Source organism: Bacteroides sp. Marseille-P8574 (assembly GCF_902825465.1).
GTDB lineage: Bacteria > Bacteroidota > Bacteroidia > Bacteroidales > Bacteroidaceae > Bacteroides > Bacteroides uniformis.
This window is the reverse complement of record NZ_CADEBE010000001.1, coordinates 1,848,336-1,865,289: the sequence shown is the minus strand read 5'-3', so window position 1 is coordinate 1,865,289 and position 16,954 is coordinate 1,848,336. Positions and strand designations below refer to the sequence as shown.

11 protein-coding genes are annotated in these 16,954 nt (G+C 48.1%); 6 read left to right on the top strand and 5 right to left on the bottom strand.

Annotation, left to right across the window (positions count from 1 at the left end; translation table 11 throughout):
- Positions 1–28: 28 nt before the first annotated feature.
- From sufB to HUX74_RS08115, 6 genes are all read left to right on the top strand, one after another.
- Positions 29–1,483 carry a Fe-S cluster assembly protein SufB gene (gene sufB, locus HUX74_RS08140; RefSeq protein ID WP_138345684.1) on the top strand — a complete coding sequence of 485 codons (1,455 nt, stop codon included), beginning with the start codon at positions 29–31 and terminating at the stop codon, positions 1,481–1,483.
- 41 nt (positions 1,484–1,524) lie between these two features.
- Positions 1,525–2,280, top strand: a complete 756-nt coding sequence (gene sufC / locus HUX74_RS08135; protein ID WP_117588596.1) for a Fe-S cluster assembly ATPase SufC — start codon at positions 1,525–1,527, stop codon at positions 2,278–2,280.
- 17 nt (positions 2,281–2,297) lie between these two features.
- On the top strand, positions 2,298–3,641 hold the full coding sequence (gene sufD, locus HUX74_RS08130; RefSeq protein WP_138345681.1) for a Fe-S cluster assembly protein SufD: 1,344 nt from the start codon (positions 2,298–2,300) through the stop codon (positions 3,639–3,641).
- 22 nt (positions 3,642–3,663) lie between these two features.
- A complete protein-coding gene (locus HUX74_RS08125; protein WP_165491374.1) occupies positions 3,664–4,929 on the top strand; it encodes a cysteine desulfurase in 1,266 nt (421 codons plus the stop codon).
- A 71-nt stretch (positions 4,930–5,000) separates the two neighbouring features.
- A complete protein-coding gene (locus HUX74_RS08120) occupies positions 5,001–5,321 on the top strand; it encodes a heavy metal-binding domain-containing protein (protein ID WP_117599782.1) in 321 nt (106 codons plus the stop codon).
- Positions 5,322–5,558: 237 nt separating this feature from the next.
- Positions 5,559–7,763, top strand: a complete 2,205-nt coding sequence (locus HUX74_RS08115) for a sodium-translocating pyrophosphatase (protein WP_117599781.1) — start codon at positions 5,559–5,561, stop codon at positions 7,761–7,763.
- Here HUX74_RS08115 and HUX74_RS08110 read toward each other — a convergent pair.
- The 5 genes from HUX74_RS08110 to pnp form a co-directional block, all read right to left on the bottom strand.
- Positions 7,760–9,361 (bottom strand): SusD/RagB family nutrient-binding outer membrane lipoprotein, encoded by a 1,602-nt coding sequence (locus HUX74_RS08110; RefSeq protein WP_174646469.1) that lies wholly within the window; start codon positions 9,359–9,361, stop codon positions 7,760–7,762. The genes HUX74_RS08115 and HUX74_RS08110 overlap by 4 nt on opposite strands.
- A 12-nt stretch (positions 9,362–9,373) precedes the next feature.
- Complete coding sequence (locus tag HUX74_RS08105) at positions 9,374–12,721, bottom strand: SusC/RagA family TonB-linked outer membrane protein (RefSeq protein ID WP_174646468.1); 3,348 nt, start codon at positions 12,719–12,721, stop codon at positions 9,374–9,376.
- Positions 12,722–12,886: 165 nt separating this feature from the next.
- A complete protein-coding gene (locus HUX74_RS08100) occupies positions 12,887–13,822 on the bottom strand; it encodes a FecR family protein (protein WP_174646467.1) in 936 nt (311 codons plus the stop codon).
- 96 nt (positions 13,823–13,918) lie between these two features.
- Positions 13,919–14,491 carry an RNA polymerase sigma-70 factor gene (locus HUX74_RS08095; protein WP_005833682.1) on the bottom strand — a complete coding sequence of 191 codons (573 nt, stop codon included), beginning with the start codon at positions 14,489–14,491 and terminating at the stop codon, positions 13,919–13,921.
- A 172-nt stretch (positions 14,492–14,663) separates the two neighbouring features.
- Positions 14,664–16,808, bottom strand: coding sequence for a polyribonucleotide nucleotidyltransferase (gene pnp, locus HUX74_RS08090; RefSeq protein ID WP_117599776.1), 2,145 nt, complete (start codon positions 16,806–16,808; stop codon positions 14,664–14,666).
- Positions 16,809–16,954 lie beyond the last annotated feature (146 nt).

Genomic DNA, 16,954 nt, shown 5'->3' with positions numbered 1-16,954 from the left:
TAATTCATAATTTGTAATTATAGAAGTGATGCAACAAGAAGAACCCAATAAATATGTAAAGGAACTCACTCAGGAAAAGTATAAGTATGGTTTCACGACCGACGTGCATACGGACATCATTGAGCGTGGGCTGAATGAAGATGTTGTGCGGCTTATCTCTGAGAAGAAGGGAGAACCGGAATGGTTGCTGGAGTTCCGCCTGAAGGCATATCGCCACTGGCTGACGTTGGAGATGCCTACATGGGCACATCTCCGCATTCCCGAAATAGATTATCAGGCCATATCCTACTATGCTGACCCTACGAAGAAGAAGGAGGGCCCGAAGAGCATGGATGAGGTGGCCCCTGAGTTGATAAAGACTTTCAATAAACTGGGCATTCCGCTGGAAGAGCAGATGGCATTGAGCGGTATGGCTGTGGATGCCGTTATGGACTCGGTGTCTGTAAAGACTACCTTCAAGGAGACGCTGATGGAGAAAGGAATCATCTTCTGCTCATTCAGTGAGGCTGTACGCGAGCATCCCGATTTAGTACAGAAATATCTCGGTTCGGTGGTGCCTTATCGCGACAACTTCTTTGCGGCACTGAACTCGGCGGTGTTCTCCGACGGCTCTTTTGTCTATATCCCGAAGGGGGTACGTTGTCCGATGGAGTTGTCCACCTATTTCCGCATCAATGCCCGCAATACGGGGCAGTTCGAAAGAACCTTGATTGTGGCGGATGATGATTCGTACGTTTCCTATCTGGAAGGGTGTACGGCTCCGATGCGTGACGAGAACCAGTTGCACGCGGCCATTGTGGAGATTGTGGTGCACGACCGTGCAGAAGTGAAATACAGCACCGTGCAGAACTGGTATCCCGGTGATGCCGAGGGCCGGGGTGGTGTCTATAACTTTGTGACGAAGCGTGGCCATTGTAAAGGGGTGGACAGTAAACTGTCTTGGACACAAGTGGAAACAGGTTCGGCCATTACCTGGAAGTATCCGTCTTGCATCCTTTCCGGTGACAATTCGACAGCGGAGTTCTATAGTGTGGCAGTAACCAATAACCATCAGCAGGCAGACACGGGAACAAAGATGATTCATCTGGGCAAGAATACCCGTAGCACTATTGTGAGCAAAGGTATCTCTGCCGGTAAGAGTGAGAACTCTTACCGTGGTCTGGTACGCGTGGCACAGAAAGCGGATAATGCCCGTAATTACAGCCAGTGCGACTCCTTGCTGCTTGGCGACAAATGCGGTGCGCACACTTTCCCTTACATGGACATCCGAAACGAAACGGCCATCGTGGAGCATGAAGCCACCACCAGCAAGATTAGTGAGGACCAGATATTCTACTGCAACCAACGCGGTATCTCTACAGAAGATGCCGTGGGGCTGATTGTGAATGGTTATGCCAAGGAAGTGCTGAACAAGTTGCCGATGGAGTTTGCCGTAGAAGCGCAGAAATTGCTTGCCATTTCGCTGGAAGGAAGCGTGGGGTGATTAAATTGTAAATTGTAAATAGTCAAATAGTAAATATAAAGATGTTAGAGATAAAAGACCTACATGCCAGCATCAATGGCAAAGAAATATTGAAAGGCATCAACTTGACCATACGTGATGGAGAAGTACATGCACTAATGGGACAGAACGGTGCCGGTAAAAGTACGTTGAGTAATGTGTTGGTAGGCCATCCGGCTTACGAAGTGACACGCGGCTCCATCACCTTTAATGGCAAGGACTTGCTTGCCATGAGCCCTGAAGACCGTGCGCATGAAGGAATTTTCCTTTCTTTCCAGACTCCGGTAGAGATTCCGGGTGTTTCGATGGTAAACTTCATGCGTGCTGCCGTGAATGAGCAACGCAAGTACCGCCATCTGCCTGCTTTGTCGGCCAGCGAGTTCCTGAAGCTGATGCGCGAGAAACGTGCCATTGTGGAACTGGACAATAAGCTTGCTAACCGTAGCGTGAACGAAGGTTTCAGTGGCGGTGAAAAGAAGCGCAACGAGATATTCCAGATGGCTATGCTGGAACCGACTTTCGCCATTCTGGACGAAACGGACTCTGGTCTGGATGTAGATGCCCTGCGCATTGTGGCCGATGGTTTCAATAAACTCAAGACAGCGGAAACCAGTGCTATGGTCATTACCCACTACCAGCGCTTGTTGGACTATATCAAACCCGATACGGTACATGTATTGCTGGGCGGACGTATCGTAAAGACCGGTGGACCGGAATTGGCGAAGGAGATTGAGACACGTGGCTTCGATTGGATAAAGAAAGAAGCAAGTGAATTATAAACTCATAATCTGAAAACATGAGTGTAGAGCAACAATATATAGACCTTTTCTCCCAAACGGAGGCGATGATATGCCGGCATAGTGCCGAGGTGCTGAATGCGCCGCGTGCAGCTGCTTTTGCCGACTTTGAGCGCTTGGGCTTTCCTACCCGTAAGGAGGAGAAATATAAATATACGGATATCAGTAAGTTCTTTGAGCCGGATTATGGCTTGAACTTGAACCGGTTGGAAATCCCGGTGAATCCTTATGAAGTGTTCAAGTGCGATGTTCCCAATATGAGCACTGCTCTTTATTTTGTGGTGAACGATGCTTTCTATGGCAGAGCTTTGCCCAAATCCCATCTGCCTGAGGGGGTTATCTTCGGTAGCCTGAAGGAAGTGGCCGAACAGAATCCTGAATTGGTGAGGAAATACTACGGTAAGCTGGCTGATACGGCAGAGGATGGTGTGACGGCGTTCAACACTGCTTTTGTACAAGACGGCGTTCTGTTTTATGTTCCTAAGAATGTGGTGGTAGAGAAACCTATTCAGTTGGTGAATATCCTGCGTGGTGACGTCAATTTTATGATAAATCGTCGTGTGCTGGTTATCCTGGAGGAGGGGGCGCAAGCCCGCTTGCTAGTATGTGACCATGCAATGGACAGTGTGAACTTCCTGGCAACGCAGGTAATAGAAATTTTTGCCGGTGAAAATGCTGTTTTCGATTTTTATGAACTGGAGGAGACCCACACCAGTACGGTGCGTATCAGCAATATGTATGTAAGGCAGGAAGCCAATAGCAATGTACTGCTGAATGGTATGACCCTGCACAACGGAACTACGCGGAATACAACCCGTGTGACGCTCGCCGGTGAACATGCGGAACTGAATCTGTGCGGTATGGCCATTGCAGACAAGAACCAACATGTGGACAATCATACGACTATCGACCATGCTGTGCCCAACTGTACCAGCAATGAGCTTTATAAGTATGTCCTTGACGAGCAGGCTGTAGGTGCCTTTGCCGGTCTTGTTTTAGTGCGCCCTGACGCACAGCACACCAGTTCGCAACAGACCAACCGCAATCTTTGTGCTACCCGCGATGCGCATATGTACACCCAACCTCAGCTGGAGATTTATGCAGATGACGTGAAGTGCAGTCATGGTGCTACGGTGGGGCAGCTCGATGAAAGCGCTCTCTTCTATATGCGGCAGCGTGGTATCCCGGTGCGTGAGGCGCGCCTGCTGCTGATGTTCGCTTTTGTCAACGAAGTCATCGACACCATCCGTTTGGATGCTTTGAAGGACCGTCTGCATCTGCTGGTAGAGAAGCGTTTCCGGGGAGAACTGAACAAATGCCAGGGATGTGCCATCTGCAAGTGATAGCTTATAATTTCGATTCATTATGAACAACGATATAAATAAGAGTAGTATCTTGGCTCCCCTCCCTACGGGGGAGGGGCTGGGGGAGAGGCTTCGAGCTGATTTCCCCATCCTTTCCCGTGAGGTATATGGCAAGCCGTTGGTCTATCTGGACAACGGCGCGACTACGCAGAAACCCCGCCAGGTAGTAGATGCCATTACGGACGAATACTATTCGGTGAATGCCAATGTGCATCGCGGGGTGCACTTCCTTTCGCAGCAGGCTACAGAGCTGCACGAGGCCTCGCGTGAGACGGTGCGACGTTTCATCAATGCCCGTAGTACGAATGAGATTGTCTTTACCCGTGGTACGACGGAGAGTATCAACCTGCTTGTCTCCAGCTTTGGTGAGGAATTTATGCAGGAGGGGGATGAGGTGATTCTTTCTGTGATGGAGCACCATAGTAACATTGTTCCCTGGCAGCTGCTTGCCGCCAAGCGTGGAATAGCCATCAAAGTGATTCCGATGAATGACAAGGGCGAACTCTTATTGGACGAATATAGGCAGTTGTTCTCCGAACGTACCAGGATTGTCAGTGTGGCACATGTTTCCAATGTGCTGGGCACGGTCAATCCCGTCAAGGAGATGATTGCTTTTGCCCATGAGCAGGGTGTTCCGGTGCTTGTGGACGGTGCCCAGTCCATTCCCCACATGCCGGTGGATGTGCAGGACTTGGATGCCGACTTCTTCGTTTTCTCCGCTCACAAGGTGTATGGTCCTACGGGAGTAGGCGTACTTTATGGTAAAGAGGAGTGGCTGGATAGGATACCTCCCTATCAGGGTGGTGGAGAGATGATTCAGCATGTCTCTTTTGAAAAGACTACCTTCAATGAATTGCCGTTCAAGTTTGAAGCCGGTACGCCGGATTATATCGGTACTACCGGACTTGCCAAAGCTTTGGACTACGTTTCGCTGGTTGGGATGGACAAGATTGCCGCCTATGAACACGAATTGACCCAGTATGCCATGCAACGGCTGAAAGAGATTCCCGGTATGCGTATCTTCGGCGAGGCAGAAGACAAGGGTAGTGTCATATCGTTTCTGGTAGGTGATATCCATCATTTTGATATGGGTACATTGCTCGACCGTCTTGGCATTGCCGTACGCACGGGACATCATTGTGCCCAACCATTGATGCAGCGTCTTGGTATCGAAGGAACGGTGCGTGCATCTTTCGGACTTTACAATACCCGGGAGGAGATAGATGCGCTGGTGGCAGGTATAGTTCGTGTCAGCCGGATGTTCTGACCCAAGCAAAGCTTTGCAACCTTTCTTCCATTCCTTGCGTCTAATATATCAACAACTAAAAAAAATGAATTATGTTAGTAACAACAACCCCGACTATTGAGGGTGGACGTATCACCCGCTATTATGGCATCGTTTCCGGTGAGACGATTATCGGTGCCAATGTATTCCGCGATTTTTTTGCCAGCATCCGTGACGTGGTAGGTGGGAGAAGCGGCTCTTATGAAGAAGTGCTACGCGAAGCTAAGGAGACAGCTTTGCGTGAGATGCAGGAAAATGCCCGTGCTATGGGTGCCAATGCCGTGATTGGTGTAGATCTGGATTATGAAACGGTAGGAGGTAGTGGCAGCATGCTGATGGTTACAGCCTGCGGTACGGCTGTAACGGTGGAATAATAAAATACATCATCTATTTTAATCGAACAGATGATGTATTTGACCTGAACAGATGATGTGTTTCCCAAGAATGAACGATACATTTTAGGGGGATACATCATCTATTTTTTTATAGATAGAGGTCTTTATTATTTATAGAAATGGAACTAGTGCATAAAATAGCCTAATTGTTTGCATATTTCGCTTCAAATCAATAATTTTAGGCTTTCGTTCAACCTTTTAATATGAATAAATGCTATGGACCAAATCCTATTTTGGCTGGTTCCAGCCGCTTCCGTTCTGGCACTTTACTTTGCCTGGTATTTCCATTGTCAGATGATGAAAGAAAGTGAGGGTACCCCTCAGATGATTAAGATTGCCGCTGCTGTGCGCAAAGGTGCTATGTCTTACCTCCGCCAACAATACAAGATTGTGGGCTGGGTATTTCTGGGGCTGGTTATCCTTTTCTCCATTATGGCATACGGTTTCGGAGTGCAGAACTCTTGGGTGCCGGTTGCTTTCCTTACCGGAGGATTCTTTTCCGGACTTTCCGGTTTTCTGGGTATGAAGACGGCCACTTACGCATCGGCTCGCACTGCCAATGCGGCACGCACATCGCTGAATGCCGGACTACGCGTGGCTTTCCGTAGCGGTGCGGTGATGGGACTGGTAGTGGTTGGCCTTGGCTTGCTTGATATATCTTTTTGGTATCTGTTGCTGAATGCTGTAATTCCGGAAGATGTAATGACTCCCACCCATAAACTCTGCATCATTACCACTACCATGCTGACTTTCGGCATGGGCGCTTCCACGCAGGCATTGTTTGCACGCGTAGGTGGCGGTATCTATACAAAAGCTGCCGATGTAGGTGCCGACCTTGTGGGAAAGGTGGAAGCCGGTATCCCCGAAGACGACCCGCGTAATCCTGCCACGATTGCGGATAATGTAGGCGACAATGTAGGCGACGTGGCAGGTATGGGGGCTGATTTGTACGAAAGTTATTGCGGTTCTATCCTTGCTACGGCTGCCCTCGGTGCTGCGGCTTTTATCCACTCGGGTGATACGCTGATGCAGTTCAAGGCCGTAATCGCTCCGATGCTGATTGCAGCCGTTGGTATATTGCTTTCCATTATCGGTATCTTCTCCGTGCGTACCAAAGAGAATGCGAAGATGAAGGACTTGCTGAACTCACTGGCTTTCGGTACTAATCTCAGCTCTATTCTGATAGTCATTGCCACTTTCTTTATCTTATGGTTGCTGAAACTGGACAATTGGCTGTGGATTTCCTGCTCCGTGATAGTAGGTTTGATAGTAGGCATTATTATTGGGCGTTCTACGGAATACTATACTTCCCAATCCTACCGTCCTACCCAAAAGCTGAGTGAAAGCGGAAAGACTGGTCCGGCAACAGTTATAATTTCCGGTATAGGCTTGGGAATGCTATCTACGGCTATTCCGGTGATTGCCGTGGTGATGGGTATTATTGCTTCTTATCTCTTTGCTTCGGGCTTCGACTTCTCTAATGTGGGTCTGGGGCTCTATGGTATTGGCATTGCTGCGGTAGGTATGCTTTCTACATTGGGCATCACGCTTGCTACAGATGCTTACGGACCGATAGCCGACAACGCGGGTGGCAATGCGGAAATGTCCGGTCTGGGTGAGGAGGTGCGTAAGCGTACCGATGCGCTCGACTCTTTGGGTAATACTACAGCTGCTACGGGCAAAGGCTTTGCCATCGGTTCCGCCGCTTTGACGGGATTGGCTTTGCTGGCCTCTTATGTCGAGGAAATCCGTATTGGGCTGACCCGCCTCGGGGCTACCGAATTGTCGCTTCCTCATGGCGATGCCGTGGCTCTTCAAGATGCCACTTTCTTCGACTTTATGCATCACTATGATGTGACGTTGATGAATCCAAAAGTTCTTTCCGGTATGTTCCTGGGTTCGATGATGGCATTTCTTTTCTGTGGATTGACGATGAATGCGGTAGGTCGTGCGGCGGCCCATATGGTAGACGAAGTGCGCCGCCAGTTTCGCGAAATTAAGGGAATCCTTACGGGAGAGACGGAGCCTGATTATGAGCGTTGTGTGGCAATCTCGACGAAAGGGGCGCAACGCGAGATGGTGGTTCCGTCACTGATAGCTATCATTACTCCGATTGCGACGGGACTTATTTTCGGTGTTCCCGGTGTGCTCGGCCTGCTGATTGGCGGATTGAGTAGCGGTTTCGTGCTTGCTATCTTCATGGCAAATGCCGGTGGTGCATGGGATAATGCCAAAAAATATGTGGAAGAAGGCAACTTTGGCGGCAAAGGCAGTGAAGTCCACAAAGCTACAGTCGTGGGTGACACCGTAGGAGACCCGTTCAAGGACACATCCGGTCCGAGTTTGAATATCCTGATCAAGCTGATGAGCATGGTAGCCATTGTGATGGCAGGGCTTACGGTTGCGTGGAGTCTGTTCTAAAAAGAGTTTTTCCCCGTATCCCACCAAAGGCGGGTGGCGCCATTGTCTGCGCCACCCAGTTTTTCCGTGAGGGTAGCGTATTGTGCCGGGTCGGCAGTGGCGGCGTCCGTCGAGAACGGAAGGCGGCGGATCATGATATCCGTATCAATCACTTTTCCGGTGTTGCTTTGGACCTTGAAAAGTTTTGGGTATCCGGTACGGCGTTGCTCGGCCCATGCCTCATAACTTTCGGGCCAGCATGCCAGCCACTTCTGGGTAATAATCTTTTCGAGTTTTGTCTCTATGTCTGCATCTTCTTCCCATTTTGGGGAGATGGTAATCAAGGCTTTCATGTCCTTGCCCACCTTGCCGCCTGAGACTACATCTTTATAATCGGCAGGGGTTTTGTCGCTTTCCAGATATTCGGAAGCACCGGCACAGTCCCATTGTGTAAATGAAGTACTTACACCGTATTCATAGCATGTGCGGGGATTTTCTTTGGTATAGCCGCGGAGGGCTGCTTCGGCCCTGAGTAGCCAGACTTCTGCCGCACTCATCAATACGGCTCCGGTCTTTTCGCCGATGGTGCTTGTGCTGAGGGAAGAGCAGGAACTGTAAATGTTGGCGTCACCGTCTTTCATGGGTAAGCCGATGGGAATGCCTAACAATTGCTCTCTACAACCTTCGAGCAGGGCGGTGTTATACCATTTCTTGCCACGCGGGTCCTCATAACCGTTGACAATGGATTCCATCGAGGCATTCATGTAGACTTCACCCCAACCGGCAACGGCACACAAAGGATTGATATAGTTCTTGCCCATTACAGCGATGGTTTCCCTTGCACCTTCCAGTACACCTTGATTGTCATTCAGTGCTTTGGTTGCTTGGTCTTTGGCAAGAGTTGCATCCACATTGGAGATGCGCATGGCAAGGCGCAAACGCAGTGAGTTGGCAAACTTCAACCAGTCCTTCAAGGTCTTGCCGTTGGTCAGCATATCATACTCTTTGAATTTGTTGTTGTCACCTCCTTCGTCCAGGTATTCCTTTATCAATTGCTGCCCTTCGTCCAGGTCTGCAAAGAAACGTGTATAGGCTTCCTGCAGTCCGTAAACCCGGGGTACCTCACCCAATTGGTGGTAGACCAGCGGACCATATGTATCGGCAATGCGGTGCATCAGTTCTACTTTCAAGATTTCAGTAATGCCGAGATAGCCTTTCAGGTTGTCATTGCCATAAAAGTTCTTTTCTGCCTTCTGCACTTCCGTGTAGACATATCCGTAAGTACATTGCCATGCAGCATTGGTCCAGCCGGAGTTCAGGTTGTAGCAGGCGTTGGATTTCATGAATTTAGGAATAGGGTCCATGAAGTAGCCGGAGAACATGTCGTGGTTTAGGGATTGTGTCATCTGCCATACCCAGTTCAAGCCTACAGAACCTATATTGAAGTAGATACCCGACTGTATGGGTTCGAATGGAGCAGTCAAGTTCTGGAAGTCTATTTCCTTTTTGTCATCCGAGAAACCTCCTTTGATTTCGTTGTCATTCTCAAAACCACCGGTACAAGCTGTAAGCAGCAGCATGCTATGGCAGAAAAGGAATATGATGCACTTGTTTTTCATAAGGTATTCATTTTAAAAGGTAAATCTTAGGTTAAAGCCGATATTCCGGGTAGTAGGCATGCCAAACACGTCTACTCCTTGATTGTTGTTGCCTACGGACATCACTGCATCGGGGTCGAACGGTGCTTCCTTCTTGAAAAAGCACAAGTTGCGCGCTGCCAATGATACGTCGATTCCCTTTATGAATCTGCTATTTTCCAGTATCGTTTTCGGGAAAGAATAGCTCAGTGATACTTCACGGAGTCTGATGCAGGTTGCGTCGTACATATAATATTCGGAGATGGCATTTCTGCCGCCTACTGCACTGTAGAATGCTCTCGGGTCGTTGAACTTCTGTCCTTGGTATTCTACATATCCCCGGGTTCGGGCCTCTTCGGTGACTTTGGTCACGCCGTTGGCATCCAGTTCGGACTGTGTCAGTGACATGACTTCGCCGCCGAAGCGGAAATCTATCAGGAAATAGAGCTCCAGGTCTTTGTAGGTAAGTGTATTGCTCCATCCCATCGTGAAGTCAGGATTGGCATTCCCAAGCAAATCCTTGTTTCCGGTATTTCCCAAAGGCCTTTTGCTGGTTTCATCAACCATGATGCTGCCATCCTCATTACGGCGGAAAGCATTTCCATAAATATCCCCCAGGCTACCTCCTTCTTTGACGCGCATCTGATAGCCAGCGTTGAAACCTTCTTCGTAGTAGGAAAATTCCGGATAGTCAGGATGCAGGGTCACTACTTTGTTTTTGTTGGCGGACATGTTGATGAGACTCTTCCACGAAAAGTTTCTGTATAGTAGCGGAGTGGCGTCTACCGTCAGCTCAAAGCCTTGGTTGCGTATTTTTCCGGCATTGACATACCGGTATTTGTAGGTGGAGCCCGTGGGGTTGTCCATTCTCAATAACTGATTCTTGGTATTGGTCTGATACCAAGTGAAGTCCATCCCGAATCGGTGGTGGAAGAAACGCCATTCTGTACCGAATTCGATGGAGCTGCTGATTTCCGGTTTTAGGTCACCACGCTGTTCTACGGTATTTACATTGATACTGCCGCCTACCATGATGATGTCTACCGGATTGGTGATTCCTATCGGAAGGTCATTACCGACTTCCGCCCACGAAGCGCGCACTTTGGCAAAACTTATCCATTGGGGTAGGGAGCAGGCTTTGTTAAGAATCCAGGTAGCCCCTATGGAGGGATAGAAGAATCCGGTATTCTTGCTGTCCGTGTAGGCCAGTGTGGATGACCAGTCGTTACGTGCGGTAATGTCCAGGTATAGTAATCCTTTCCAGCCCCACTGCATGGTGGCAAATACTGATTGGAGCGTGCGTTTGCTGTCGATGCTCTGGTTTACGGCTGCTTTGGAGTCCATCACTACATTGGGGACGGTAAATACATTCGGTTTGTAGAGGGAAGCAAGCCTTGAGTCTATTGTCAGGGAGTTGACTTTACTCATGTTGATGCTGGCACCCAGTGCCGTGTTGAGGGAGAAGTCATCAAATTCCTTGTTGAACAAGGCCATTACGTCACCGTAGACTTGGATTTCTTGGCTGTCCGACCAGATGTAACGTCCGTTTTCCTTGTCCTCGTATTTGCCGGCGATGTTGGGAGCTGTAGTGGCATACATCTTATTGTCGAATTTATCACTGATATAATCCACATTACCCCGTGCCTGCAGGCTGAAATAATCCGTAATGTGCAGATTGGCGCTGGCCGATGCGATAGCGCGATATCGCTTGTTGCTACTGAGCACGCGGTTTTTCAACCAGTAGGGATTCTGTCCCCATTCACTGACGGTACCATCTCCATTCTTTTCAATCCAGTTTTGTGTCATCATATTGCGGTCGGCATTCCACGTTTCAAAGTTTTCTCTGTAAGTGCTCATATCTACGCCACGTGGGAAACTGTACAAGCTGACCAGCGGATTCAGATAATAGCCGCCGGTAGCAGGGGAGTTCTTGACGGTTTGGGTCATTAGTGTTGCAATGCCGTCCAGTTTCAGCTTGTTGTTGAAGAGGCTGGCCGTTTCGTGTAGGTTCAGGTTATTCTTCTGTAGTTTGTTATTGTCCACAATTCCTTTAGCCGTGGCGTTGGCGTATGAGAAATAAGTTTGTACCTTTTCATTTCCGGTAGTGATAGCCAGCGAATTGAAAGTGGTGATGCCATTGCTGAAGAACTCGCCTATGTTGTCATAGTCCGTTACATTGCCTTTTGTACCCCAGCTTGCCGTACCGCCATCTTCGTTCCGGCCGTATGTATTTTGGAATTCGGGGGTACTGATGGCGTGACTTACGGTCAGGTTGGAGGAGAATGTAACGCGCTGCAGTCCGGCCTTTCCCTTTTTAGTGGTGATCAGAATGACGCCATTAGCTGCCTGCGAACCATAAAGCGCGGCGGCAGAAGAACCTTTCAGGATGTTGATGCTTTCTATGTCGTCCGGATTCAAGTTGGAAATCCCGTCACCGGCATCACGGTTCAATCCATCGTAGTTACCGCCGATTACGGTGGAGGTGGATTCTGTTGAGCTGTTCAGCATAGGAACACCGTCAATTACGTACAAGGGCTGGTTGTTGCCGCTGGCAAATGCAGAGCGTGCACCGCGAATGACGACTTTGGCAGAACCTCCTAAATTGGCGGTTTTATTGATTTGTACTCCGGCCGTCTTTCCTGCCAGTGTATTAATCATGTTCGGCTCTTTGGCACGGGTCAGCTCATTGCTGCTTATCTGTTGGGTAGAATAGGTCAATGAGGACATTTTCTTCTGGATACCCATGGCGGTTACCACTACTTGCTCCAGGGCGAGGTTCTTTTCTTCCATCCGGATGTGGAGATTATTTCTACCGTTCAGGGCAATGGTTTGCGGCTCATAACTGATGTAGGATACGACAATAGTGACATAAGGAGGGATATTCATACTAAATTCTCCTTCGGTATTGGTGATAACACCATTGGCGGTCCCTTTTTCAAGAATGTTGGCACCGATAATCGGTTCGCCTTTGGAGTCCGTCACCTTTCCTCTTACAGTAGCCATTTCCTGCAGAGTGTCTGTCTTATCCTCAGCACTCCTGCTGTTTTTGGTTAAAACGATGTTTTTGCCTTCCATCACATACTTGATGTCTGTCCCTTTGAACATTTGGTCAAGTACTTCGGAAACAGTTTGGTTGCTTGCATTGATGTCGACGGTACGGCGTACATCGACGTTCTGTTTGTTATATACAAATAAGTATTCTGTTTGCGATTCAATTTGCTCGAGAACTTGCCCTACCCTCAGCCGGGCATTTTGAATGCTGACCCTGGCATTCTGAGAGTAGCAGTTCCCGCTGTACACCTGAAATATAACAAGCAGGAGAAGGAATAATGTGATTTTCATAGGTTTGCAATAATTGCTTAAAATCTAATTTTTTTAGATAAAAAAGCCTCATCAACAAAATTTTTCTCATATCTTTGTCACTGTGTTAAGTTAATAAATTGATTAAGGTCGATTTTTGACTGTTTCGGATCGGAAAGTATGGGGGTACTTTCCGATCTTTTTTTCTTACTCATATATAACAATTGAATCCTTTTCTTCGTTGATGCGGAACTTGAAAGGATGGTCTTTCGAGATGGTCCGCAGTATATGTTCGATGCCGTCCTGCTCTCTGAACTTGCCGGTAAAGCTGCCGTAGTTCAGCAGTTGAGGACTGGCAACGGTTATCTTTACATTATAGTATTTCTCCAGTCTACCGAGGATACCGCTGAATGGAGCGTCGTCAAAACAGTATAGTCCCTCTTTCCAGCGTAGATATTCATAGGAAGGAAGGACGGCCTTTCTACATTTTCCGTTTTCATTGAGAAATACCTCGTCTTTCTGCAACCTGGTGATTATCTGGCTGCTGTTGGCCGGATAGATATCGACGATACCTTCCACCAATGTGGTTCCGAACTCATGGCTCCCACTGTAGGCACAGACGTTGAAACTCGTTCCTACAACTTTTACCTTGTTCGTTTCTGTATGTACATAGAATGGGATATTCTTGTTTTTGGCTACTTCAAAGTAGGCCTCTCCGTCCAATTCCACATTTCGTTCGTTGCGTCCGAAGTTGGCGGCATATTTCATGGTGGACTTGGAGTTCAGCCATACGCGTGTTCCATCGGCGAGGATAATTTGGGCCCGTTGTCCGGCAGGCACAGTGACTGTTTGCAACTGCACCTCCTTGTTATATAAAAAGTCGGAGGTGATGAAATAACCGGCAATGGCGACAATGGTGACGGCGGCTATACGGGCCGCCCAGCGGAGCATCGGCATGATGTGCACCGTTTTCTTTTCATTGTTTTCCTGCTTGTCCGAGAACAAGGAAATGTCGTATATCATGCGCTCTTTCAGGAAGATGTCCCGGTTTTCATCCGAGGCGTCTATCCAGTCGAGTATCATCTTTTCTTCTTCAACGGAAGTAATACCTTTGAAATATTTATATAATAGCTCTTGGTTCATTGTCAATAATTTATTTCTTTTCTAAAACGTGCTCTTTTTACCTTTTGTATATATAACCGGAAAGTGGGCGGTAACCCTATTCCGTAGAAGCATTTTTTAGGATATTAATATTATGAGTATGGTAACAAGATAATCTTTCAGTCTCAGCCGGAGAATCCGCAGCACTTTGGTGATGTGTGCCTCTACGGTTTTAAGTGATATGTCCAGACTATCGGCAATCTGCTTGTTTGCCAGGTTCTGGTATCGGCTCAACATGAATATCTTCCGGCTTTGCTCGGGCATTTCCTGTAAGGTCTTATTTACGATATGCTGTATTTCCGTGTTGAATATCTGGTCCGGTTCGCAGGCTTTCAAGGTGGAGATGCGTAAGTCCAGTTCGCGCAGGTTGTGGCTGCTGATGGTTTCTTCCGCTCGCAGACGCACCTGCTTGTGCTCGAGTACGTGCAGGGCTTTGTTCTTTATGATGGTCAGCAGCAGGGCATGCAGGTTACTGTTTTCTTCCCAGCGGTCTCGGTTTTCCCATAAGGCAATCATGGATTCCATCACAACGTCTTCCGCTTCTGCTTTATCCCTGAGATAAGAATAAGCAAAAGCCAAAAACTTTTCTTGGTTTTCCTGGAAAAAGCGTGAGAAAAGATTCATAGTATGTAGGCTCCTTAAACCGGACATTAATTGAGGTTCTTTATGGAATATAAGGCTTTACATAGCAAAAAAACATAATCTTTTTGGAATATGCAAGCATTATGCCTTGTTTTTTCAGAGCCATTTCTGGCAGTATTGACAAAAAGAAAGCCTGATGGGGTTCCACCAGGCTTTATATACTTAAAGAATAAGAAATTTCTTATTTCTTTTCCGGTCTTTCTTGTCTTTCCGGTCTCGGAAGCAATACTTTGCGTGACAGCTTAAATTTTCCGGTCTTCGGGTCGATGTCGAGAAGTTTTACGTCAATTTCATCACCTTCCTTGATACCGGCTTCTTCTACTGTTTCCAGACGTTTCCAGTCGATTTCGGAGATATGGAGCAAGCCGTCCTTACCCGGCAGGAATTCAACGAATGCACCGTAAGGCATAATGGAGCGTACCTTGCCTTTGTAGACTTCGCCTACTTCGGGGACAGCTACAATCCCTTTGATGATACGCATAGCATCATCGATGCTCTTCTTGTTGGTACCGGCGATTTCGATTCTACCGATGTTGTCCACTTCTTCAATAGTAATGGTAGCACCGGTTTCTTCCTGCATACCTTGGATAATCTTTCCACCAGGGCCGATGACAGCACCGATGAATTCCTTGGGAATGGTCATTGTCTCGATACGCGGAGCGTGAGGTTTCAGGTCTTCGCGAGGCTCGGCAATGCACTCGGTGATTTTGCCCAAGATATATTCGCGGCCTTCTTTAGCCTGCAGCAATGCCTTTTCGAGGATTTCGTATGACAGACCGTCCACTTTGATGTCCATCTGAGTGGCGGTGATACCGTCTTTTGTTCCGGTCACCTTGAAGTCCATGTCGCCCAAGTGGTCCTCATCACCGAGGATATCGGACAATACGGCATATTTGTCTTCGCCTGCATTCTTAATCAATCCCATGGCGATACCTGATACCGGTTTCTTGATTTTCACACCTGCATCCATCAATGCCAGAGTTCCGGCACATACGGTAGCCATGGAAGAAGAACCGTTTGATTCGAGGATGTCGGATACTACGCGTACTACGTACGGATAGTCTGCGGGAATCTGCCCCTTCAAGGCACGCCATGCTAAGTGCCCATGACCGATTTCACGGCGGCCTACACCGCGTTGTGCCTTAGCTTCGCCTGTAGAGAACGGAGGGAAGTTATAGTGCAGAAGGAAACGTTCTTTTCCGTGTTCCAATACGTCGTCGATAATCTTCTCGTCCAACTTGGTACCTAAAGTCACTGTAGACAAAGACTGTGTCTCGCCACGTGTGAAAATAGCGGAGCCGTGAGGACCGGGCAGGTAGCTGGTCTCACACCAGATAGGACGGATTTCGGTGGTCTTACGTCCGTCAAGGCGCTTGCCTTCGTCCAGAATGGAACGGCGCATCGCCTCTTTTTCCACATCATGATAGTAACGGTCGATGAGGGCTGCCTTTTCTTCCAATTCTTCTTCGGAGAACTGTGCCTTGAATTCTTCGCGGATGGCATCGAAAGCATCCATGCGTTCGTGCTTGTTCTTGTTTCCGGAAGCGGCGATGGCATAAGCCTTGTCGTAGCAAGCGTCGTGAACGGCTTTACGAAGTTCTTCGTCGTTCACTTCGTGGCAATATTCGCGTTTCACGGTAGAGCCTACTTCCTCTGCCAGTTCCATCTGTGCCTTACACTGAATCTTAATGGCTTCGTGTGCGGCCTTCATAGCTTCCAGCAAGTCCTGCTCGGAAACTTCGTCCATTTCGCCTTCCACCATCATGATGTTTTCATAAGTGGCGCCCACCATCAAATCCATATCGGCTTGCTCCAGTTGCTCAAAGGTAGGGTTGATGACAAATTGTCCGTTGATGCGTGCTACGCGTACTTCGGAAATAGGTCCGTTGAAGGGGATATCTGAAACTGCAAGTGCGGCAGAAGCAGCGAGTCCGGCCAGAGCATCGGGCATATCTACGCCGTCTGCCGAGAAAAGAATGATGTTTACGTATACCTCTGCATGGAAATTATCAGGGAATAAGGGGCGGAGAGCACGGTCAACGAGGCGGCAAGTGAGGATTTCGTAGTCAGAAGCGCGTCCTTCACGTTTTGTGAAACCGCCGGGGAAACGTCCGAATGCGGAGAATTTTTCTTTGTACTCTACTTGTAATGGCATGAAATCTGTTCCGGGAACTGCGTCCTTGGCGGCACAAACAGTAGCTAAAAGCATGGTATTGCCCATACGAAGCATTACAGAACCGTCTGCCTGTTTTGCCAGCTTTCCCGTTTCGAGCGTGATGGTTCTGCCATCAGGAAGCTCGATCGTCTTAACAATTGGGTTAATCATAAAAAATGTTTTATATCTAATTTTCTTTCAAAATTCGTGCAAAGATACATAATTTATTCATGTAAAATGGTGGGAATGAGATAAAAAGTTTGTATTTAGTTGTTTTTTGCTGTTTTCTATATGTAAGAACGTGGGAAAATGCTTTG

Coding starts and splice junctions, on each gene's coding strand:
- sufB (WP_138345684.1), top strand. CDS start 29: ATGCAACAAGAAGAACCCAATAAATATGTAAAGGAACTCACTCAGGAA.
- sufC (WP_117588596.1), top strand. CDS start 1,525: ATGTTAGAGATAAAAGACCTACATGCCAGCATCAATGGCAAAGAAATA.
- sufD (WP_138345681.1), top strand. CDS start 2,298: ATGAGTGTAGAGCAACAATATATAGACCTTTTCTCCCAAACGGAGGCG.
- HUX74_RS08125 (WP_165491374.1), top strand. CDS start 3,664: ATGAACAACGATATAAATAAGAGTAGTATCTTGGCTCCCCTCCCTACG.
- HUX74_RS08120 (WP_117599782.1), top strand. CDS start 5,001: ATGTTAGTAACAACAACCCCGACTATTGAGGGTGGACGTATCACCCGC.
- HUX74_RS08115 (WP_117599781.1), top strand. CDS start 5,559: ATGGACCAAATCCTATTTTGGCTGGTTCCAGCCGCTTCCGTTCTGGCA.
- HUX74_RS08110 (WP_174646469.1), bottom strand. CDS start 9,361: ATGAAAAACAAGTGCATCATATTCCTTTTCTGCCATAGCATGCTGCTG.
- HUX74_RS08105 (WP_174646468.1), bottom strand. CDS start 12,721: ATGAAAATCACATTATTCCTTCTCCTGCTTGTTATATTTCAGGTGTAC.
- HUX74_RS08100 (WP_174646467.1), bottom strand. CDS start 13,822: ATGAACCAAGAGCTATTATATAAATATTTCAAAGGTATTACTTCCGTT.
- HUX74_RS08095 (WP_005833682.1), bottom strand. CDS start 14,491: ATGTCCGGTTTAAGGAGCCTACATACTATGAATCTTTTCTCACGCTTT.
- pnp (WP_117599776.1), bottom strand. CDS start 16,808: ATGATTAACCCAATTGTTAAGACGATCGAGCTTCCTGATGGCAGAACC.